Raw genomic sequence first — 22,426 nt, forward strand, 5'->3', positions numbered from 1 at the left:
TTACTTTCCTCTTTTCTTCGAGAGTTTTCTTATTTGTTTTGGTAATACAAGTGCTAATACCATTAATAATGCGGTGATGATATTAAGATCTTCTGTTCCAACACCAATACTTTTTAGGGTTTCATTACTTAATGCAAAAGCAATAAATAAACGATATAAGATAGACCCTAAGATGATCGCAAACATAATCGACCAGATGCGTTTTGTTGGGAAGATGCTTTCTCCAAGTATAATCGAGGCAAGCCCAATAACGATAGTGCCAACGCCGATAGTGATGTCAGCACTGCCTTGTGTTTGTACAAATAATGATCCACCTAGCGCAATTAAACCATTTGAAATCGCCATTCCTAAAATGATGATGCCATCCGTTGGAATCCCTTGCGATTTTGCCATTCGTTGGTTAGTCCCTGTAGCTCTTAAAGCAAGGCCTTTTTGGGTATTTAAAAATAGGTTTAGTAGCATCCAAAATACAATGACAAACCCTAAGATTATAAGGTATTGCGATATAGATCCTTCAAAAGGAAGTGATGTAAAAATTGTATCCGAACCCAATAATGATAGGTTGGGTGTACCCACAATTTGATCCGCTTCACCAGTGACATAACGGCCAACACCTAAAATCCGAAGATTTATTGAATAGAGCCCCATCATGACAATAATACTAGCGAGTAGCTGTAAGATATTTAGTTTGACATATAATAACCCTGTCATTGCACCAGCAAGACAACCTGCAAACATGCCAAGAAATGTTGCAATCCAAGGATCAACGCCAATATAGATGAATAAACCACATACCGCCCCTCCAAGAGGAAAGCTACCATCAGCAGTTAGATCAGGAAAATCCAGTAAACGAAACGAAATAAATACACCTAAACTGACAAGTGCATAAATAAGGCCAATTTCGGTTGAGCCTAATAAAAATTCAAAAGACATTCAAAAATCCATTAAAGTTAACCGCCAATATTGGCGGTTTAATGATAATAAAAGTGTAAAAATTAAAAATTATTTTTCAACAATTTTTGCGGCTGATTTTAATATATCTTCAGATAAAGTGACACCTTGGCGTTCAGCTGCTTTTTTGTTAATTGTTAGTTGAGTAATATTGCCCACTTGTGGTGGGATATCACCTGGGTTTTCGCCATTAAGGATGCGAATAACAATTTTACCAGCTTGTCGACCAAGATCATAATAACTCATACCTAAAGCAGCAATAGCACCGCGTTCTGCAGAATCAGGATCTGATGCTAGCAAAGGAATTTTGTTTTCGTTAGCTACTTTTGCTAACGCTTCATAAGCGGAAACGACGTTATTATCAGTTGTGGTATAAATCATATCAACCTTACCTTTTAAGCTTTGAGCTGCGGTTGAGATATCTGATGTTCGTTGAGCTGGGGCAGCAATGATTTTCATACCTCGTTTTTCAAGTGCTGATCGTAATTCTTTAAGTACAATTGTTGAATTAACTTCACTTGGGCTATAAACATAACCAATATTTTTAGCATCCGGTTTAATTTTTAGCATCATCTCAATTTGAGAATCAAGCGGTAGTGCATCAGATACGCCTGTTACATTCGTTTTTGATGCTTCCCAGCTTGATGTTAATTTAGCCGCAACAGGATCAGTTACAGCAGTAAAAACGATAGGAATATTTTTGGTTGTAGCAACTAACGCTTGTGTACTAGGCGTTGCGATACCAACGATAACATCAGGTTTACTTGCTGCAAATTGTTTAGCAATTTGCGCTGCATTTGCACTAGTTCCTTGTGCACTGGCAAATTGTAGTTTTAGATTTTGGCCATTAATATAACCGTTATCTTTTAATTCGTCTTCAACACCTTTGCGTACATTGTCTAACGCAGGATGTTCAACAATTGCGGTGATAGCAACAAATTTTTGTTCAGCTTTAGGTTCAGCAAAAGAACAAAATGTTGCTAACGATAAACTCAGTAACATACAAAGTTTAATTATAGAATTACGCATAAAACGCTCCTGTAATATTTTTTTTACATATAAGCTAAATATTGAGTTACTATAAAGCAAAATTAGATAATTTTCTATAATAAAAAACAGGTTATCTGTAAATATTTCATTACAGTTACAAAGGCATTATTAAAAGCGATGTTAATGATGTGTATCTTAGTATTCGATTAAAGTTGAGAGTCAGTGATGTTTATTGATTCAGAATGATGCTTTGTAATATTAAGTGCCTTGTTCACTTAAGTGAACAAGGATTTTTATTGATTTTAGGGATATTAAATTAATGATTACCGATGACTTTGTCAGCAGATTGAATCACTTCAGGTGTAAATGTAATTCCTTGTTTTTTAGCTGCATCAATATTGATGACAAGGCGAAGAGATTGTCCTATTTCTGGAGCAATATTACCTGCGGTTTCACCTTTTAATATGCGTACAACAAGTTTGCCTGACTGACGACCCACATCGTAATAACTCATGCCATATGCCGCAACAGCACCGTGTTCAATAGCATCAGGGAACGAGGCTAAAAGGGGAATTTTATTCTCATTAGCAAATTTAACTAAAGACTCATAGGCCGAAACCACATTGTTATCCGTTGTGGTATAGATTAAATCAACTTTACCCTTTAATGAGGCGGCCGCCGTTGGAATGTCTGATGTTCGTTGAGCTGGCACGGCAAAAAGGGCGATCCCCTGTTCTGTTAACAATGTTTGCAGGTGTCTTAGTACAACCGTTGAGTTAATTTCACTTGGGCTATAAATATAACCGACTGATTTAACGTTAGGTACAATTTTTTTCATAAAATCAATTTGTGGACCTATTTCTTGGTAATCAGATACGCCAGTAATATTGGTGCCTGTTGGTTGCCAATCTTTGGTTAATTTAGCTGCTATGGGGTCGGTAATTCCTGCAAAGACGATAGGAATTTGTTTAGTTGCAGCAGCTGTTGCTTGTGCGCTTGGTGTTGCAATTGCAACGATAACATCAGGTTTTGCTGTAGCAAATTGCTTTGCTATTTGAGCTGCAGTGGCACTGCTTCCTTGTGCGCTTTTGTATTGTACGGTTAAATTATCATTTAATGTATAGCCGCTATCGGTTAATTCATCTTTGACACCATCACGGATTTGGTTTAATGATGGATGCTCAACAATTGCCGTAATGGCGACATTTTTCATTGCATCAGCAAAACTGTAAAAAGGCACAAGCAATATCATTATTATCAATAAAGTAAAGCGTTTCATAAAATACACTCATAAACTAGTACAATAGTTTCATTGTAGCCTTATTAGCCTAAAAAGTTAAGTTGTATTTTATGAATTAATGATTATTGTTAACAAAGCCGTTATAAAAGTGGTAATCAATAACCATAAATTATTTTTTTAATCATCGTGTTATAGTCACTTTTTATTGAGCGAATATAAAAGGATTTATTCCACTTTTAGCAAATCCCTCTTCTTCTGTTTTGATATCTAATATTAGCGAAGCAATGTCATCAGCAATAATCTCAATGTGTGGATCTTTATCTTGATCGAAGATTTTTAAATAGCTATGGCAAGCATCACAGCATTCTGTTTTTGTGGGGGATAATTCGTTATCAAGTGAAAAGTATTGAATATCTTTCATGTTATCACAGCAGGTACATTTTATTCGAGGCACATACCATTCGCTTTCACACAAACTACAATGTAAATAGCGTAAGCCATTATTGCTACCTAATTGGATGATACTAGCAACAGGTATGTTGTTGCATACTGGGCATAACCAGCTTTTATCAGTGCTTTCTGCTATTGCTTTGCCTTTAATTTGGCTTGCTAGTTGACTGTAATAAACCGACAATGCTGCCCAAATAAATATCGCTTCGTTACCCTCTACATGAGCAAATTCATTATTGAGTAGATGTAGCGCTTTATCTTGTAGCTGCTGAACACTATTTTTTTTAAGTTGCTCAATGACTAATGTTATTTGTTCAGTTGTTGCAGTTATCGAACTTAATAATTCATTGAGGTATTCTTGCCAACTCGTGGACAATGGTCGATTGCTTAAACTTAATGGTGGATTTTCGTTGTTAAGATATTCAGACAAATCAACATTAATAGGATTTTGTTTAGCTAAATTGGCTTGTTGTTCGGCGATTGTGGCGCAAAAATTTAAATAATCACTAAATAGGTTATTGGCTGCCAAGCTTTTTAAGCGCTTTGCTCGATGTGCATAAGTCGTTGTTGGTGATGGATAAAAAATTAATGGAATCTGTCTAATCACTGAGTTTGTTGCCTGTTGTTCAAGTTGTTTTTGTGGGATGATTTTTATACTCATTATAAATTCTCATTGATTGTGACTTAGCTGATTATAGACTTTAACCAAACGTAGTACCGCTGATATATTGTCAGCGGTAAATTGGCGTTATATAAAAACGTTAATTAAATCGTTTTATGTTCAATGTCATTCTTGATATCATGTTTCGTGTCAGTTGTCGGCTGATCTGATTCGGTTTTGGCTTTTAGTTCTGCTTGATAGACTTTTTCCATCTCTTGTTCATACCAAGCGGAATGATTTTTTCGTGCCCAAGCACGTGATACATAGCCCGTTATCATCCCTTTAATCGAGCCTTTAACCCAAATTGCCATATAAGCATGGCCAATAGCCAGTAAAATTAAGCTAATTGCGGCAAGTGAATGAAATAATATCGCAATACGAACAGTCTGTACTGGAAAATAATCCGAAATATACTGACGCCACATAATAAGTCCCGTAACGAATAAGACAAAAATTAAGCCCATAATGCACCAGAACAGAAACTTTTGACCGACGTTGTATTTACCAATTGGAATGCCTTCTTCTTTGCCCATAATGACGCTTTTAAAGTTTTTAATCCACACCATATCTTGCTTATTAGGGATGTTATGATGAACCAATTTTAAAAACATAAACATTAGCAATACAAAAACAATACAGCCCAAAATAGGGTGTAATGTCCTCACTAATTGTGGGGTGCCAAGGAACAAACCAAATAGTTTTATTGATGGGAAAAACAGTGATAAACCTGATAGCGCAGTCAAAATAAATAGACATACCATACACCAATGGCAGAAGCGAACAATTAATGGTGTTCTTAATATCATTCCTTTCTTATTCATGATGATTCTCCTGTTGTGGTAAATTAGCACCATTTTTACGTTCAACAACTGGTAATTCTAATTTTTTTCGTGCTTGTTTATCGGCTTCTTTTTCGTGTTCAATATCATCTTGGTCGACTTCAATTGCACCTACGCCCATATAATGGAATAGTAAACCTCCAAAGGTTGCAACAAATGCTGCCGCTGAAAGTGGTTTCCAAACACCTTTCCAGAATTTAACAATTTCGCTAATTTGTGGATCTTTAGGCAGACCGTGATAAAGTTCTGGTTGATCTGCATGGTGTAAAACATACATCACATGCGTACCACCAACACCTTGTGGATCATAAAGCCCCGCATTTTCAAACCCTCGTTTTTTCAAATCGACAATTCTGTGTTCAGCATGGCGAATCATGTCTTGTTTTGTGCCAAAATGGATAGCGCCCGTCGGGCAAGTTTTTACACATGCTGGCTCTTGCCCCACAGCAACACGATCTACGCATAAAGTACATTTATAAGAGTGATTATCTTCTTTACTGACCCTTGGAATGTTAAAGGGACAACCAGCAATACAATAGCCACAACCAATACAGTGTTCTGATTGAAAATCCACAATACCATTGGCATATTGAATAATAGCACCTTCGGCAGGGCAAGCTTTTAAGCACCCAGGATCTGAGCAGTGCATACAACCATCTTTACGAATCAGCCATTCGAATTTACCATTAATTTCAACTTCCGAATAACGCATTACTGTCCAAGCTTTGGGCTCTAAGTCAGCGGGATTATCATACACGCCGACAGTATTGCCAATTTCGGCTCGTAAGTCATTCCATTCGCTACAGGCAACTTGGCACGCTTTACAGCCAATACATGTTGTTACATCGATTAATTTTGCGACTTCTTGTTGATAATCGCGGGCTCGTGGCGCTGGTGTTAATGCGTTGGTTCCTGAGCGGCGAATAATATCTTGTGTTTGTAATGACATAATTGATCTTCCTCCTTATGCCGCACTGGTAACTTTTTCAATATTGACTAAGAATGATTTATATTCTGGTGTTTGTGAATTAGCATCACCTAAATGAGGTGTTAATTCATTAACCAAAAATCCTTTCTTTGTTTGCCCTGTGAATCCCCACACAATAGGAATTCCTATGGTTTCAATCTCTTTACCATCAACGGTTAATGTCGGAAGACGTTTTGTCACGACTGCTTTAGCTTTGATATAGCCCCGATATGAAGTTACTTTAACCGTATCGCCTAATTTGATACCTTTTTTATTGGCTAAATTTTCACTTAGTTCAATAAATTGCTCTGGTTGAGTGATCGATGCTAACCTTGCATGCTGTGTCCAAAAGTGGAAATGTTCAGTGATGCTATAAGTCGTGCCAACATAAGGAAATTCGCTAGCATTACCTAAGCGAGCCAAATCTTCTTTAAATGCTCGTGCAACAGGACTGCTTATTTGATTTGGATGCAATGGATTATTGGTAATAGGCGTTTCAAACGGTTCATAATGCTCAGGGAACGGTCCATCAACTAATCGATTTAAACAAAATAATCCACCTAAACCATCATTATTCATAATAAAAGCGCCTGCTCCAGCACTTGGCGATAATGTTGCCGTAAAATCAGGAACATCATTACCGATCCAGGTTGAGCCGTTCCATTTTACTAAAACTCGTTTTGGATCCCATGGTTTGCCGTTTTCATCCGCTGATGCACGATTATAAAGTACACGTCGATTCATTGGCCATGCCCAAGCCCAACCAGCATGAACGCCTTTGCCAGACGGATCGCTTGGATCTCGCCTTGCCATTTGGTTGCCTTGCTCAGTCCAAGAACCACAAAATATCCAAATACCTGATGACGTTGTTCCATCTGCTTTTAATTGGGAAAAACCACTGAGTAACTGACCTTTTTTAAGGATAACATTTCCATTTGCATCAGTGATATCTGCAAGTGCACGTCCATTATAATCTTTGGCTAGTTCTTCGGCTGCTGGACCTTCAGGGTCTTGATAATCCCAAACTAAATTATCAATTGGCTCATGATAAGTACCGCCCTCTTCGGCATATAGTTCTTTAATTCTTAAAAAGATACGTGCAATAATTTCAGGATCATATAATGCTTCGTAAGGCGGTTTAGCTGCCGCCCAATGCCATTGTAACCAACGGGAAGAGTTAACAATTGTTCCGTTTTCTTCAGCAAAACAGTTAGATGGTAATCTAAAGACTTCCGTTTGAATCTTGCTAGAATCCACATCATTTGATTCACCATGGTTTTTCCAAAACTCAGCGGTTTCAGTCGGCATAGGATCAATGCTAACTAAGAATTTTAAGTTAGATAAACCTTCACGAACACTATTTTTATCGGGTAGAGCAGCAAGTGGGTTAAAGCCCTGACAAATAAAGCCATTGGCTTGTCCATCGCGCATCATTTTACTAAATCTTAAAACATCATAGGTTTTATCCCATTTTGGTAACCAATCAAATCCCCAATCGTTATCTTTAGTCGATTTATCACCGTACATTGATTTCATAAAACTGACAAAGAATTTAGGATAATTTCCCCAAAAATTTATTTCGCTTGGACCAAGTGGTTTTGGTGTTTTTTCATCTAGATACTGAGTAAGTGAAACTTGAGACTCTTTAGGTAAATCAAGATAAGCAGGCAAACGATTTGACAACAAACCTACATCGGTTAAACCTTGAATATTTGAATGCCCACGCAGAGCATTAATACCTCCGCCCATAACGCCAATATTACCTAAAATAAGCTGGACCATGGCAGCAGTACGGATAATTTGTGATCCATAAGTGTGTTGAGTCCAACCTAATGCATATAAAAAGGTTGCTGCTCTATCATTGGTTTTTGTGCTAGCAAGTGATCGGCAGACATGTAAAAATCCATCAATTGGGCTACCAGTAACCTTATTTACCATTTCGGGGGTATAACGGCTAACGTGTTGTTTTAATAGATTCCAGACACAACGAGGATGGTTTAGTGTGTTATCCCGAAGAGCATAACCATTTTCGTCTTTTTGATATGCCCAACTGGTTTGATCATATTGACGATTAGTTGCATCATAACCACTAAACAATCCACTATTAACATCAAAATTAAAATCATCACGCACAATTAAGCTAGCATTGCTGTGTGTCACTAAATACTCAAAGTTAACTTCGTTATGAGTAATCAGATAATTAATAATACCAAGTAAAAATGCAATGTCAGATCCTGAGCGAATGGGTACATAATGATCCGCAACTGAAGCTGTTCGGTGAAAACGAGGGTCAATGGCAATTAGTTCTGCGCCATTATTAATTTTAGCTTCAATTGCCCATTTAAAGCCAACTGGATGGGCTTCTGCGGCATTACCGCCCATGACAATAACAACATTGGCGTTTTTGATATCATTCCAATTGTTAGTCATTGCCCCTCGACCAAACGTGGCAGCTAAGCTAGATACAGACGGTCCATGACAAACTCGAGCTTGGGTTTCAAGGCTTAACATGCCTAATGCACGAGCAACTTTAAAGGCTAACCAGCCTGTTTCGTTGCTTGCGGCCGATGTGACAAGCCATCCTGTTGTTGTCCAACGATTAACCGTCGTGCCTTTCTCATTTTTTTCAATGAAGTTTTTATCTCGGTCAGCTTTCATTAAACGAGCAATACGGTCAATTGCATCATCCCAACTTATTTTTTGCCATTTATCTGAACCTGGTGCTCGGTATTGTGGATATCTAACACGATTTTCACTTTTGATATAATCAAGAACTCCAGCGCCTTTAGGACAAAGCGAGCCGCGGCTAACAGGATGATCAGGATCGCCCTCAACATGAAAGATGGATGATTCGGCATTTTTAGCGCCATCGCCACGACTATAAAGTAGCATTCCACAACCCACTGAGCAATAAGTGCAGTTGTTACGAGTTTCTTTGGATTTGAGTAATTTAAATTGGCGAGTTTGTGCAAGCGCGACATTCGGCGCTAGTCCTAGTGTGGCTACCGTTGTTCCTGCCATACCACCAGCACAGATCTTAAAGAACTGCCTACGGTTAAATAGCATATGGGCTCCTTAGAAAGCTGACATTACATTATTTGATTTATTATATTGGAAGTTATTAACATCCTTATAAGTTGTAATGATAATCTTTAATAGCATGGAAATAAAGGAGAAAACAGGGATGAATTCACAAAATTTGATGTATATCAAAAATATTATTATTAAATATTGCTTGTTTGGCATGTTCGCAAGATTGCGTGATTTTTCATGCCAAACAGTATCAACAAAAAGTATGACTTATTATTTTCTTTTTTAGTTTTTTATTATGTTATTTTTATTGTTTGATGATAGATTAATTTCGTCAATGGTTTGCATTACCCTTGCAGTAATAAGGGGTTTAAGAATTTCGTTCATTTTTTCAATTTTTGGTATGTTTTTGTCACCGTGATCATCTAGATATCCTTGTTCACGCAATGATGCTACTAATGTTGAAAAAACACCTTTATCAAAAAATTCAGGCGCATTGATGCCGTGTAAAATGGATAATCGTTCAGCAATTAATCGACCTTCTTTTTCTAGTGTTGCTCGGCTAATGGTTGGTTCTTTTTGCAATAAAGAAAATGCAATGGCATAACGCTGTAATGTATCTTTAGATGATGAAGCAAGTAATTGTAATCCCGAAATTTTTAAATAATTTATTGTCAGCTTATTTGTCGAATCATTAATCAAATTCAACTCGGTATAAGTTGCAATGATTTGTTTTACATACTCGGTCAGTTGTTCATCGTTATGATAAAGAAATAGCTCTGATTTGATTAAAGGGAAAAGTAGTTTTACTTGTTGTAAAACGTCATCAGGTGAAATTTGGTTATGTTTGAGTACAATTCTGGCTATGATGGCCGGAATAATCAGTAAATGCTGAATATTATTACGGTAATAAGTCATTAATACTGCTTGTTCGGTTGTAAGGCCAACCATTTCGCCAACGTCGTCAGTAGTAATAATAAATTTGCCCATTTCTTTGGCATGCTCAAATAATTCTTCGGGCGTATCATCGGGAATAGTAATTAAATTCGAATAAGGGACTGTTTTAAAAAGTTTTAAAAGATAATCAATATGTTCCAAAAGTCTGACTTTGGTTAGTGCGCATTGGTCTGCAGCTAATAATATTGAACAACATAAATTCATTGCATTAATCGCTGCTGATGAATTTATATTTTCCATAATTTGCTTGGCAAGTAAGTTGGTTGTTGGTGTTAACCATTGCGGGCGTTGGGCGCCTGTTGGTTCGATAGCTTCTCGCCATTCGGGAACGTATTGGTTTAGAAATTGATTTAACGGAATAGGTTGACCAAAATTGACATAACCAAATCCTAATTTCTTTAGCTTTAAAAATGCTTTAATAGTACGCCACAAACTCTCTTTTTCTTTTTTAGCGCCTCGTAGTTCATTGGCGTAGGTTGCAACTTCTAATACATGCTCGTAACCAATATAAACAGGTACAACAGTAATTGGTCTTGCATCTCCACGTAATAATGTTTGAATGGTCATCATTAACATCCCCGTTTTAGGATCGAGTAACCGACCCGTACGAGAGCGTCCACCTTCAACAAAATACTCAACAGCATAACCGCGAATAAATAGTTCGGCTAGATATTCTCGAAAAACTGAGGTATAGAGTTTATTACCTCGGAACGAACGGCGGATAAAAAATGCACCTAATCGTCTAAAAATAGGACCCGCTGGCCAAAAATTTAAGTTAATACCAGCGGCAATATGTGGCGGAACTAAACCTTGTCGATAAAGCACATAAGATAATAATAAGTAGTCCATATGGCTACGGTGACAAGGCGCATAGACAATTTCGTGGCCATTTTGTGCCAATTCACGAACAGGATCGGCATTGGTTACTTTTAATCCTTGATAGAGTCGATGCCACGCCCAAGTAAGGACAAAATCAGTTACTCTAAGCATGCGATAAGAAAAACTAGCGGCAATTTCGTTCAAATTAGCTAATGCATTTTTTTTCGCTTTATCAAAAGTGATATTTTTACTTTTAGCCTCTTCTTGTATTGCCTCCGAAATAACTTGCTTTTTGAGTAAATTATTTAGCATTGCTTGACGAACAGGTAACTTAGGTCCAATTGAAGCCATACGTTGTTTGGCAAAATGAATTCGTGCAACACGAGCTAATTTATGAGCTAATACTGAAAGATCTTGTTCTGCAACATGAATATCTTTAAACGAAACCGTACGAGAAAAGCGCGTATAACAGTCTCGTCCTGATGTGATTATTTTGAAAAATTTACTTGTTGCACCAAGCACTTGTAGTGATAACTTTTTTTTGCCTTCTTTATCGGGACAACGCCCAAACATAACCGAAACAGGTAACATTTGAATATCAAGATCATGATTTTGTTGATGTGCCGAAATATAATCTCTTAAAATGCCAATAGCTTTGTTTTTTTGTTGATTAGAGGCAAAAATACCAGGGCCTTTATCAATATAGATATAAGCTGGAACGTTTTTTCCGTTGATGTCGATTCCAATTAATGGATCAGGTAAATTATATTGTAAACAAAGTGACCGAACCACCATTAAGTCGATTTGAGAGTTGTAAGGTAATACATATAAAATGGGGCTATCGATATCAAGGTCTAATTCTGTTATTGGATCGGTTGGTATCGGTTTACTTTTAACAAAAAGTTTGACCAGCATTTGGATAAGAAAAAAATAGACTTTAGTCCACCAAGAAAACATAAAAAAATAAACCTCATACTTTTGCGTTATTCATAATACTTTAAAAAAGCAACGAACTCAGTATATACTTGTTACTGCCTAATTGTTAGTAAATTTGCATAACCTTTAGGCTATATGATTAGATAAATTCGAAGCCAAATTATCACAATATTTAGCCGTATTATAACGGTTTATCGTTATCAACGCCACGCATCGACTTGGCTTTTAAGTATCAAACGAATTTATTGGGATATCGCCAATTATTTAATGAATTACTACCGCTAATGGTGCGCTCATAATTATGATTAGAAAGCTGTATTGTCATTTATTAAAAATGACAGATTCAATTAACCGTGGCTTTTGTATAGCACATCTAAAATGTATCGTAATTCTTTGACATCTAATTGCCCTGGTGCAGAGGCATTTTTAGCTGCTCCAAAAGTCATTGCAGAACCAAATGTGATTCCTGCAATGCGACTAATAGCGCCAAGCCCCGCCATAGACATGGTAATAATTGGCTTGGTTGCGTATTTTTCGTTCATTTCGGTTGTGGCGGCCAGTAAAGTTAATACATCATCTGTGGTTTTGGGCATAACGGCAATTTTAGGAATATCAGCGCCTAAATCTTGCATTTTTCGTAATCGCTCGATAATGTCGCTTTTTGCTGGTGTTTTTTCAAAATCGTGGTTTGATGCTACAACAAAGACTTGATTGTTGTGGGCAATATCAATGATATCTTTTACATAATCATCACCAATAAATACTTCAACATCAATCAGATCAACAAGTCCACTACAGGCCATTTCTTTATTCAATTGAATATAAGAGGATAACGGCCAAGGTTTGACTCCTCCTTCGTTTGCTGTTCTAAAAGTGAATAAAAGGGGTTTATTGGGTAATAGATCTGTTATTTTTTTAGCGACTTGTTTGACAGCGAAAATATCGTCAACTTGGGTAAAATGATCGACTCGCCATTCTAAAACATCAAAATCAATGGATTGCAAAAATTGAACTTCATCGATTAATTCAGCTTGAGTTTTACCAACAATTGGTACAATAATTTTGGGTGCTCCAACGCCGATCTCAAGTTGTTTGATAGTAACTGTTTTCATTTTATTTCCTATTAATTGTCGATACTCTCATTATAAATGGCTATTTTATGTTTTATATCGGATAAAACAATAGAGTAAAACGAGTTGGTATAATGTTATTACATCGATTTTAACTAATCATTAAAGCCCATTTTTTCTTTTACATATTCAATTGGAGCGTCTTCACCTGTCCATATTTTAATTTGCGCAGCTCCTTGCCATAACATCATGCCAATACCATTTAGTGTTTTGCAACCTTGCTGTTCAGCTATCTCTAATAGTTTTGTTTTGCGTGGACTATAGATACAGTCTGTCACAATAAGATCTGCATGTAGCATGGTGGGATCCGTAATTAAACTTTGACCTTCTAATGGCTTCATTCCAACGCCTGTTGCATTACAAAGCACAGTACTTGTTGCTATTTCTTGACGTAGCTGTGTTTTATCGGCCAAATCGAGAACGTTTACCTGACATTGTGTATTTTGATTTAGTTTTTCGGCAATGGCTTCTATTTTTGTATAACACTCATCTTTTTGATTAAAGATCGAGATTTCTTTTACACCATCAAGAGCGGCTTGCACTGCAATGGCGGTGCCTGCACCACCAGCACCAAGGATGGTTATTTTTTTACCTATCATATTGACACCAGCTTCTTTTAGCATCCGCATGTAACCCATTCCATCGGTGTTATAACCAGTTAAAACACCATTGTCGTTTGAAATGGTGTTACATGCTCCGCTCATTTCAACCGCTGGTGTTAATTTATCCAGATATTGGCAAACGACCTGCTTGTTTGGCATGGATACGGCACTGCCACGTAGACCTAATGCTCGTAGTCCTTTAATAGCATCAGGAAGTTTTTCTTGGTCAACTTCAAACGCTAAATAAACATAGGGAATATTCAATTTAGAATAGATCGTATTTTGCATCTGAGGGGATAAACTATGGCGAATAGGATAAGCCATTAACCCAATCAATAAAAAATGTCCGTCGATATTACTTCTCATTCACCATTCTCCGCGCAAGTTTTTCTTTATTATAATAGGGGTTATGTTTAATCATTCTTCAATAACATGCCTAGGGCACACCTATCGGAAAAGAGTGAGTATACACTATCAATTGCACTTTCGACACCTATCGCCTAGAATAATAAACTTTGCTTCTTAACAAAGAATCTATTTATGAATACCATGCTTGATTTGTTCTCATCAATAAATGCCGTTGTGATAGCGGTAATTTGTATGTTAATTTTGTCTCTTTGCCGTGTTCATGTGGTAATTAGCTTAATTATTGGGGCATTTGTTGGTGGCTTGTTTAGTCATTTATCGTTAAAAGAAACGATTGATGCTTTTAATACAGGTATTAGTAATGGCGCTAATATTGCATTATCTTACGCCATGCTTGGCGCTTTTGCAGTGGCAATATCAAAATCTGGTCTACCCGAGCTATTGGCTGATAAAGCAATAAAACAGCTGACAACAAGTAATGCTAAAAAGCGCATTAAATGGTTATTAATTATTATTATTGCACTTGTTAGTATTTCGTCACAAAATATTATTCCGATTCATATTGCTTTTATACCGCTTTTAATTCCGCCACTCTTGTATGTAATGTCTCGATTACAACTTGATAGGCGAATGATTGCTTGTATCATGACATTTGGGTTAATTACGCCATATATGTTTTTACCTGTTGGCTTTGGTAACATCTTTTTAAATCAAATTTTATTAAAAAACATTACTGCATCAGGAATGGATGTGAGTCACGTCAATGTAATGCACGCCATGGCTATTCCTGCGCTAGGTATGTTTTCTGGTTTATTGTGGGCGATTTTTGTCAGCTACCGTAAACCAAGAGAATATAAAATTATTGATGAACAGACAAATCTTGACGCGTTAAAAAATGTAAATAAGCGTTCACTTATTGTCTCATTATTGGCGATTATTCTTTCATTTGCTATCCAACTTTACACGGGTTCAATGATTTTAGGTGCCTTAATTGGTTTTATCTGTTTTATTGTGTCAGGCTCCATAAAATGGGGTGAAGCCGACGGTGTATTTACCGATGGTATCAAAATGATGGCAATGATTGGTTTTGTGATGATTTCCGCACAAGGCTTTGCCGAAGTTCTAAAACAAACTCACGAAATTGAACCATTGGTTATTAATAGTGCTGCTTTATTTGCAGGAAATAAAATAGTTGCATCATTTATGATGATGTTAATAGGGCTTATTATTACGCTTGGTATTGGTTCTTCGTTTTCAACGGTACCGATTATTGCCGCAATTTATGTTCCGCTTTGTGTTCAACTTGGTTTTTCGCCAATTGCAACTGTTTGTTTAATTGGTGCATCTGGTGCAATTGGGGATGCTGGTTCTCCACCATCAGATACTATTTTGGCAACCTCAGCAGGGCTTAATAGCGATGGGCAACATGATCATATTCGTGATAGTGTTATTCCTACATTTACCCATTTTAATATTCCATTATTTATTGCAGGTTGGGTTGGATCGTTAATTTTATAATCAACATTATTCTATTTAATTGTTGTTTTTTAGGTCATTATTATTATGAATAATCAATCACACCAAAATATTCGTGCAGTTTGTGCGCAAGCTATTTTTAATGTGCTAGAAGAAGGGCAATCATTAAGTGCAACCTTAACGGCACTTAATCATAAAATAGCTGATAAAGATAAGGCTTTAGTACAAGAGATCTGTTTTGGTGTGATGCGAGTATTACCCGAACTTAATTTTTATATTCACACCTTGATGAGTAAAGTATTAACGGGTAAAAATAGAATTTTACATGACCTATTGTTAGTGGGTATTTACCAAATTCTTTATACTCGTATTCCTGCACATGCGGCAGTTGCCGAGAGTGTAAATGCGGTTAACTCACTTAAAAAAACACAACTTAAAGGATTAATTAACGGTGTATTGCGCGAATTTTTGCGCCAACAAACATCATTACAACAACAATTTACGCAAGACAGTAAACAACAAAGCCAGCAAACACTGCACCCAAGTTGGTTGTTAACACGCCTTAAACAAGCTTATCCAAAGCAGTGGCAAAGTATTGTTAATGCTAATAATCAAAAACCACCAATGTGGTTGCGCGTTAATCTTAATCAATACTCAGTAAGTGAGTACCAACAATTACTAGCCAAAGACAACATTGAATCAGAAACCTTTGCGGATATACCTTCGGCAATTAGGTTAATAACCCCCGTTAATGTGGCAAAATTACCTGATTTTGCAAAGGGTGCTGTCACAGTGCAAGATCTATCAGCACAATATGCTGCGTATTTATTAGCGCCACAAAATGGCGAACAAATTTTAGATATGTGCGCGGCGCCCGGAGGTAAGACTACACATATTTTAGAAGTAGCTCCAAAAGCGCAAGTCTTAGCTGTAGATATTGAACCTAGTCGAGTTAAGCGTATTAACGAAAATTTAGCTCGCTTAAAACAGCAGGCTGAAGTAAAAGTAGGGGATGGTTTAACGCCCGAAAATTGGTGCAAAGAGCGCAGTTTTGATCGTATTTTACTTGATGCACCTTGCTCAGCAACAGGCGTTATTCGCCGTCATCCTGATATCAAATGGTTACGCCGTGATAGTGATATAGCGCAGTTGACTGAATTACAATACGCAATTTTAACTAAAATATGGGCTTATCTAAAAACGGGTGGTACTTTGGTTTATGCTACTTGTTCAATTCTGCCAGACGAAAATAAATTACAAATTGAGCGTTTTTTGCAAGAAAACACCAGCGCCAAATTACAAGGTGAACTAAAACAATTTTTACCGTCTGAAAATGGGGGTGATGGTTTCTTTTATGCGGTTTTAAAAAAGCATAGTTAATACAACATAAAATATGATGATTTATCAATTACTATAAATATCATATTGATTTTTATTAGTTATATTTGTTTATAATTTCAACTAACTGTTGACCGTGTTGTTGTGCTTTTGTTTTTATTTTAGCTTGTACTTCTTCAACCACAGGTGAAACACCATATAAAAGTTTCGGTGGCAGATATTCCATTTGCGCATATAAGGCTGATATTTTGACGGGCTCTAATAAATTATCCATTAAATCGTTGCGATATTTTTTATAATTCTGTTCTTGTTGTCCTATGGTTAAACTTGGTAATAGTTTTTTATCTTTTAATTTATCGCCTTTGGAGCCATAAGCAAATTGGTAAGTAAATACTTCATCAAACCATATTTTTAATATGGCCGGCATGTTATACCAGTACATTGGATATTGTAAAATAATAAGGTCATGTCTGAGTAATGCGGCTTGCTCCTCTTGCACATTGATTTGATAGTTTGGATAAAGATTGTGAATATTGCGAATTTCAATATCCTCAACTTTATTTTGTAATGTTTCGATAATTGTCTTATTGGCGGTAGACTGTTTAATGTTAGGGTGACCTAAAATAATTAATGCCATAATGATTCCTTTTTCCTTTTTTGCTATTAAAATGATAGTTACTCTAATTAGCTTATTCGTAAATAAGCTTATAGCAATAACTATCAAACTTGATAGTTAGGTGAATTAATGCAAATAGATGAACAAAGGCCATTAAAACGTTATAACAATAAAACTTATGATTGTCCTATTAGTTTATCAATGGATTTAGTTGGCGGAAAATGGAAAGGGGTGATAATTTATTATTTGCTTTCTGGTGAAAAAAGATTCAGCGAATTGAAAACCATTATTCCTAATATTACCGATATGACATTAAGTATACAACTTAAAAAATTAGAGGAGAATGGGTTAATTACTCGACATGTTTTTGGTGATAAACCCCCTTTAAAAGTTGTCTATAAATTAACTTCACTTGGCGAAAAATTGGAGCCTATATTAGAGCAACTTTGTTTATGGGCGTTGAATATTTAAGATCACTATCAGTATCGTGGTGGAATGATTAAAGGCAATCGATAGATTTATTTTTTTGTTAAAAAGTTTCAGGTAACTATGTGTTTAAGTATAAAAAACTAAAAAAATCACACAATCCTAATTTGGACAATCTTTAGTAGTTGTGATAAATTTTGGGCTTGTTTTATGTTATGAAGACTTCCTAATATGGCTTATATACTTACCTACAATGACCTTCCTGAAAATATTCAATCTTGGCAGGGGTTACCACTTTCATTAAATGGCTGTGAAGTGGTTCCTTTGGATTATAATGCTGGTAAAACAGGTTGGATTATTTATGGTAAGAAGTTAAATAAGACCATCTTGTCAAAATTTCAAGATCAGCTTGCTATGCCAATGGTGATAGTGTCATCGTGGAAAATAAAAACTTACCAAATTGTTCGTATTGCAGGTGTTATGCCTAAAAAAGCCAAATCGATTTCATTGACTTTAGGTATTGATGTTGCACCAATTGACAATTTGCCTACGCTACGCTCTCCTGGATTATTAGTCATGGATATGGATTCGACAGCGATCAGTATTGAATGTATTGATGAGCTTGCTAAATTGCAGGGCGTTGGAGAGCTAGTTGCGGCAGTAACCGAACAAGCGATGCATGGTGAACTTGATTTTGCGGCGAGTTTACGCAAACGAGTGGCAACCTTAAAAGGGGCACATCAAGCTATTTTAGATCAAGTTAAAGATAATTTACCGCTTACTCCCGGACTTACTTATTTAGTGAAAGAACTGCATAAAAAAAATTGGCATGTTGCTATTGCGTCAGGCGGTTTTACCTATTTTGCTGATCACTTAAAGCAAAAGTTAAAATTAGTTGATGTTTATGCCAATGAATTAGAGATTAAAAATGGTAAATTAACTGGTAAAGTCACAGGGCAAATTGTTGATGCTAAATATAAAGCAAGAACACTACAGCAGTTAGCCACATCGCTAGACATTCCTATTGAACAAACGGTTGCGATTGGTGATGGTGCTAATGATTTGATGATGATCCGTATTGCAGGTCTTGGCGTTGCTTATCATGGTAAGCCTAAAGTTGTCGAAAAGGCACGAATTAGTATTAATTATGCTGATTTAACTGGATTATGGTGCATTTTATCAACCAGTTTATTAAGCGAAGGTTAGGAGATTAAATTGGCAAAAGCAGTAAAACGTGCTTATGTTTGTAATGATTGCGGAGCAGACTACCCTCGTTGGCAAGGGCAATGTAGTTCATGTCACGCTTGGAACACCATCACCGAAGTTAGACTTGCTAGCACCTCATCACGTAATGATCGGTTAACGGGGTATGCAGGTAGTAGTGTTGGACAAGCTAAAATTCAAAAATTATCTGAAATCAGTTTAGAGGCATTACCGCGGTTTTCAACGGGGTTTTCAGAATTTGACCGCGTGCTTGGTGGGGGTGTTGTACCGGGTAGTGCTATTCTTATTGGTGGAAACCCTGGGGCAGGTAAAAGTACGTTGTTACTGCAAACCATGAGTAAGCTCTCATCACAAATGAATACACTTTATGTCACTGGTGAAGAATCACTCCAACAAGTGGCGATGCGTGCTCATCGCTTAGGGTTACCTGCTGATAATATCAATATGCTATCTGAAACCAGCATTGAACAAATATGCTTACTTGCTGAACAATCACAACCTAAACTGATGGTGATTGACTCAATTCAAGTTATGCACTTAACTGACATTCAATCGTCCCCCGGTAGTGTTGCACAAGTGCGTGAAACAGCAGCTTACTTAACGCGTTTTGCCAAAACTAAAGGTATTGCCATTATTATGGTTGGACATGTCACCAAAGATGGCTCGCTTGCAGGACCCAAAGTGCTTGAACATTGCATTGACTGTTCTGTCTTATTAGATGGTGATGCGGATTCACGTTTTAGAACATTACGAAGCCATAAAAACCGTTTTGGTGCCGTTAATGAACTAGGCGTATTTGCCATGACCGAACAAGGTCTAAAAGAGGTTAGCAATCCATCCGCCATCTTTTTAAGCCGTGGTGATGAAATGCTACCGGGTAGCTCAGTAATGGTATTGTGGGAAGGGACACGTCCATTATTGGTTGAAATTCAAGCCCTTGTCGACCATTCTATGTATGGCAATCCACGACGTGTAACAGTAGGATTAGATCAAAACCGACTTGCATTATTACTTGCAGTATTACACAGGCATGGTGGATTACAAATGGCCGATCAAGACATTTTTGTTAATGTAGTTGGTGGCGTAAAAGTCACCGAAACCAGTGCAGACTTAGCATTAATTTCAGCTTTAGTCTCTAGTTTTCGTAATCGTCCGTTACCGCAAGATATCGTTATTTTTGGCGAGATTGGACTGGGTGGTGAAATTCGCCCAGTACCAAGTGGTCAAGAACGTATTACTGAAGCGGCTAAACATGGCTTTAAAAAAGCAATTGTTCCCATTGCCAACATGCCTAAAAAGAAACCCGAAAATATGCAAATTTTTGGCGTCAAAAAGGTATCAGAAGTGCTAGATATTTTAAGTAATTTTTAGCTAAAAATCGTATTTGCCTTTTACACAAACGTATCCGCCGATAAGGTATCGGTGGATACGATAAATTAAGCGACTATGTGCACCAACAATTAAAACACTATGTGAAATACTAAGTTAAATGCAAAGCTTAATAACAAATCTCATAACAAGGCTGATAAGCCGTTCCACCCGGTAACTTCATACGGTCTTGCTTAATAAAGCTTCGCAATAAATTATCCATTTGTTTCATAATTTCGCTATCGCCTTGTAGCTTATAAGGACCTTTTTCAGCAATTTGCTTCATACCAAATTCTTTAACATTACCCGCCACAATACCCGAAAACGCACGACGCAAATCAGCAGCTAATAGTTCAGCAGGTTGATCCTTATGAAGATTTAAGGACGCCATATTGTCATGAGTTGGATCAAATGGATGTTGTAGCGATTCGTCAATTTTAAGTAACCAATTAAATCCATAAGCATCGCCTGTTTTTAAGCGTGAAGATTTAACATGCTTAACACCCTCTTTCATAATGCGAGCCACTTGCTCAGGTGAATCGATCACAATTTGATAAAGCTTCGTCGCTTCATCGCCTAGTGTGTTACGAATAAAGCTATCGATAGAAGCAAAATAGGCTTCGCACTCTTTAGGACCTGTTAAAATTAACGGTAATGTTTGTTGTTTATTGGCTGGATTTAGCAAAATACCCAGAATATAAAGTAACTCCTCGGCAGTGCCAGGACCACCAGGAAAAATAACAATACCATGAGCCATTCGCACAAACGCTTCAAGGCGCTTTTCGATATCGGGCATAATAATCAATTCATTAACTAGCGCATTAGGCGGCTCTGCGGCGATGATTGACGGCTCGGTCATGCCAATAAAACGGCTCTCTTTGTAACGTTGCTGTGCATGGCCTACGGCTGCCCCTTTCATTGGTGCTTCCATCACACCCGGACCACAACCCGTACAAATGTTTAACTCTCGTAAGCCCAGTTGCATGCCGACTTGACGGGCATAGTAATATTCATTTTCATTAATAGAATGTCCACCCCAACAAACAACCAAATTTGGCTCTTCGCCCACATGGAGTGCATTGGCATTACGTAAAATCGAAAAAACAAGGTTAGTGATATAAAATGAGTGATCTTTTTCAAGTTGAACATTTGCCATTAACTCTTTAATGGCACTGATTTGGCTATTTAAAAATAAAATATCTCGCAATACCGCAAAAAGATTTGCTTGAATCGAGCGAATAATCTTTCCATCAACAAAAGCGCTTTCTGGCGCATTAACGAGTTCTAATTTAACACCACGCTCTTTACTGATCACATTGATTTCAAAAGACTTAAATCTATCGAGCAGATCTTTAGTATTATCGGTCTTGCTTCCTGCATTTAATGTTGCCAATGAGCAATTTCGATATAATTGATAAAGCTCACTATTGGCTGATTTTTTTAGGATATCAACTTCAGCCTGAGCAAGTAAATCCATCGATCCTAATGGGCTAATATGGGTAATCATCGCAACCTCGACATGACGTTTTTATCAACAAAGGGATTATTATATACTCAAATCACCATTTTATTGCGTTTTGTATTATAAAAACACTAGGAAAATGAGTTCCCTATATCTTATCTAATTAACATTATAAAGGAATACAATTTTCGCGCTTTTCCTGATCTTGCTTATAGCGTATTAATTTAGTCTTGTAGCCGAACGCATCATCATACAAAATATCTGTAATACAATTAAACGTATTATCATCAACTTGGAATAGATTTGCCTTAGTAATTCTTGTTATTTTTCGTTCAGTAGATGCTAAAACTGATTCAGTAATGTTACACCATGAGTAAAATAAGCCACATGCGGTTAATGTAAGTAACATCAAAACAAGTAACCGAGTTTTTTTGCGTTTGTTTTTTATTCGATTTGCTGTAATTATTTCTTCATTCATATCTAATATTCTGAATTAAACTACTAATATTAAGTAGTTATCTTGTTAATGTTCAATTTTCTATTTTAGTTTAACGATTGCTTTTTACTAACCTTGATTA

Annotated in this window: 18 protein-coding genes; 5 read left to right on the top strand and 13 right to left on the bottom strand. The window is 36.8% G+C overall.

All coding sequences use genetic code 11. The features are described 5' to 3' along the window. The 10 genes from GQ596_RS06915 to GQ596_RS06960 form a co-directional block, all read right to left on the bottom strand. Window positions 1-933, bottom strand: a complete 933-nt coding sequence (locus GQ596_RS06915; protein WP_160400954.1) for an ABC transporter permease — start codon at window positions 931-933, stop codon at window positions 1-3. A gap of 69 nt (window positions 934-1,002) precedes the next feature. Beyond that, entirely contained in the window at window positions 1,003-1,980 is a 978-nt protein-coding gene (locus GQ596_RS06920) for an ABC transporter substrate-binding protein (RefSeq protein ID WP_160400955.1), read from the bottom strand. Between the two features lie 277 nt (window positions 1,981-2,257). Beyond that, window positions 2,258-3,220 carry an ABC transporter substrate-binding protein gene (locus tag GQ596_RS06925; protein WP_160400956.1) on the bottom strand — a complete coding sequence of 321 codons (963 nt, stop codon included), beginning with the start codon at window positions 3,218-3,220 and terminating at the stop codon, window positions 2,258-2,260. A gap of 163 nt (window positions 3,221-3,383) precedes the next feature. Next, entirely contained in the window at window positions 3,384-4,292 is a 909-nt protein-coding gene (gene fdhE / locus GQ596_RS06930; protein WP_160400957.1) for a formate dehydrogenase accessory protein FdhE, read from the bottom strand. A gap of 104 nt (window positions 4,293-4,396) precedes the next feature. Then, window positions 4,397-5,113 (bottom strand): formate dehydrogenase subunit gamma, encoded by a 717-nt coding sequence (locus GQ596_RS06935; protein WP_160400958.1) that lies wholly within the window; start codon window positions 5,111-5,113, stop codon window positions 4,397-4,399. Continuing rightward, window positions 5,106-6,080 (bottom strand): formate dehydrogenase subunit beta, encoded by a 975-nt coding sequence (gene fdxH, locus GQ596_RS06940; RefSeq protein WP_160400959.1) that lies wholly within the window; start codon window positions 6,078-6,080, stop codon window positions 5,106-5,108. Before fdxH ends, GQ596_RS06935 begins: the two co-directional genes overlap by 8 nt. Window positions 6,081-6,095: 15 nt before the next feature. Further along, window positions 6,096-9,164, bottom strand: a complete 3,069-nt coding sequence (gene fdnG, locus GQ596_RS06945) for a formate dehydrogenase-N subunit alpha (protein WP_160400960.1) — start codon at window positions 9,162-9,164, stop codon at window positions 6,096-6,098. Window positions 9,165-9,413: 249 nt separating this feature from the next. Beyond that, a complete protein-coding gene (gene plsB, locus GQ596_RS06950) occupies window positions 9,414-11,861 on the bottom strand; it encodes a glycerol-3-phosphate 1-O-acyltransferase PlsB (RefSeq protein ID WP_160400961.1) in 2,448 nt (815 codons plus the stop codon). 326 nt (window positions 11,862-12,187) lie between these two features. Further along, on the bottom strand, window positions 12,188-12,952 hold the full coding sequence (aroD, locus tag GQ596_RS06955) for a type I 3-dehydroquinate dehydratase (protein ID WP_160400962.1): 765 nt from the start codon (window positions 12,950-12,952) through the stop codon (window positions 12,188-12,190). 113 nt (window positions 12,953-13,065) lie between these two features. Further along, complete coding sequence (locus GQ596_RS06960) at window positions 13,066-13,938, bottom strand: shikimate dehydrogenase (protein ID WP_160400963.1); 873 nt, start codon at window positions 13,936-13,938, stop codon at window positions 13,066-13,068. Between the two features lie 174 nt (window positions 13,939-14,112). On the opposite strand from GQ596_RS06960, the gene GQ596_RS06965 reads away from it, so the two are divergent. Together GQ596_RS06965 and rsmB are read left to right on the top strand one after the other, a co-directional pair. Next, the gene (locus GQ596_RS06965; protein WP_202112495.1) at window positions 14,113-15,456 is read left to right on the top strand and encodes a Na+/H+ antiporter family protein; all 1,344 of its coding nucleotides are present in this window, start codon (window positions 14,113-14,115) and stop codon (window positions 15,454-15,456) included. A gap of 45 nt (window positions 15,457-15,501) precedes the next feature. After that, a complete protein-coding gene (gene rsmB / locus GQ596_RS06970; RefSeq protein WP_160400964.1) occupies window positions 15,502-16,794 on the top strand; it encodes a 16S rRNA (cytosine(967)-C(5))-methyltransferase RsmB in 1,293 nt (430 codons plus the stop codon). A 55-nt stretch (window positions 16,795-16,849) separates the two neighbouring features. On the opposite strand, the gene GQ596_RS06975 is transcribed toward rsmB, so the two are convergent. Further along, window positions 16,850-17,389: an NAD(P)H-dependent oxidoreductase gene (locus GQ596_RS06975; RefSeq protein ID WP_160400965.1), complete on the bottom strand. Its 540-nt coding sequence runs from the start codon at window positions 17,387-17,389 to the stop codon at window positions 16,850-16,852. Window positions 17,390-17,497: 108 nt separating this feature from the next. Between GQ596_RS06975 and GQ596_RS06980 the strand changes: the two genes are divergently transcribed. The 3 genes from GQ596_RS06980 to radA all read left to right on the top strand — a co-directional run bounded on the left by GQ596_RS06980 (window position 17,498) and on the right by radA (window position 20,389). Continuing rightward, on the top strand, window positions 17,498-17,839 hold the full coding sequence (locus GQ596_RS06980; protein ID WP_160400966.1) for a helix-turn-helix domain-containing protein: 342 nt from the start codon (window positions 17,498-17,500) through the stop codon (window positions 17,837-17,839). A 186-nt stretch (window positions 17,840-18,025) separates the two neighbouring features. Further along, the gene (gene serB, locus GQ596_RS06985) at window positions 18,026-19,000 is read left to right on the top strand and encodes a phosphoserine phosphatase (protein ID WP_160400967.1); all 975 of its coding nucleotides are present in this window, start codon (window positions 18,026-18,028) and stop codon (window positions 18,998-19,000) included. A 9-nt stretch (window positions 19,001-19,009) separates the two neighbouring features. Further along, complete coding sequence (gene radA / locus GQ596_RS06990; RefSeq protein ID WP_160400968.1) at window positions 19,010-20,389, top strand: DNA repair protein RadA; 1,380 nt, start codon at window positions 19,010-19,012, stop codon at window positions 20,387-20,389. Window positions 20,390-20,516: 127 nt separating this feature from the next. On the opposite strand, the gene ppnN is transcribed toward radA, so the two are convergent. Beyond that, window positions 20,517-21,893, bottom strand: coding sequence for a nucleotide 5'-monophosphate nucleosidase PpnN (gene ppnN / locus GQ596_RS06995; protein ID WP_160400969.1), 1,377 nt, complete (start codon window positions 21,891-21,893; stop codon window positions 20,517-20,519). A gap of 124 nt (window positions 21,894-22,017) precedes the next feature. Further along, a complete protein-coding gene (locus GQ596_RS07000; RefSeq protein ID WP_160400970.1) occupies window positions 22,018-22,326 on the bottom strand; it encodes a hypothetical protein in 309 nt (102 codons plus the stop codon). Window positions 22,327-22,426: the final 100 nt, after the last annotated feature.

The sequence above is a fragment of the Gilliamella sp. Pra-s60 genome (assembly GCF_009795755.1).
Classification (GTDB): Bacteria; Pseudomonadota; Gammaproteobacteria; order Enterobacterales; family Orbaceae; genus Gilliamella.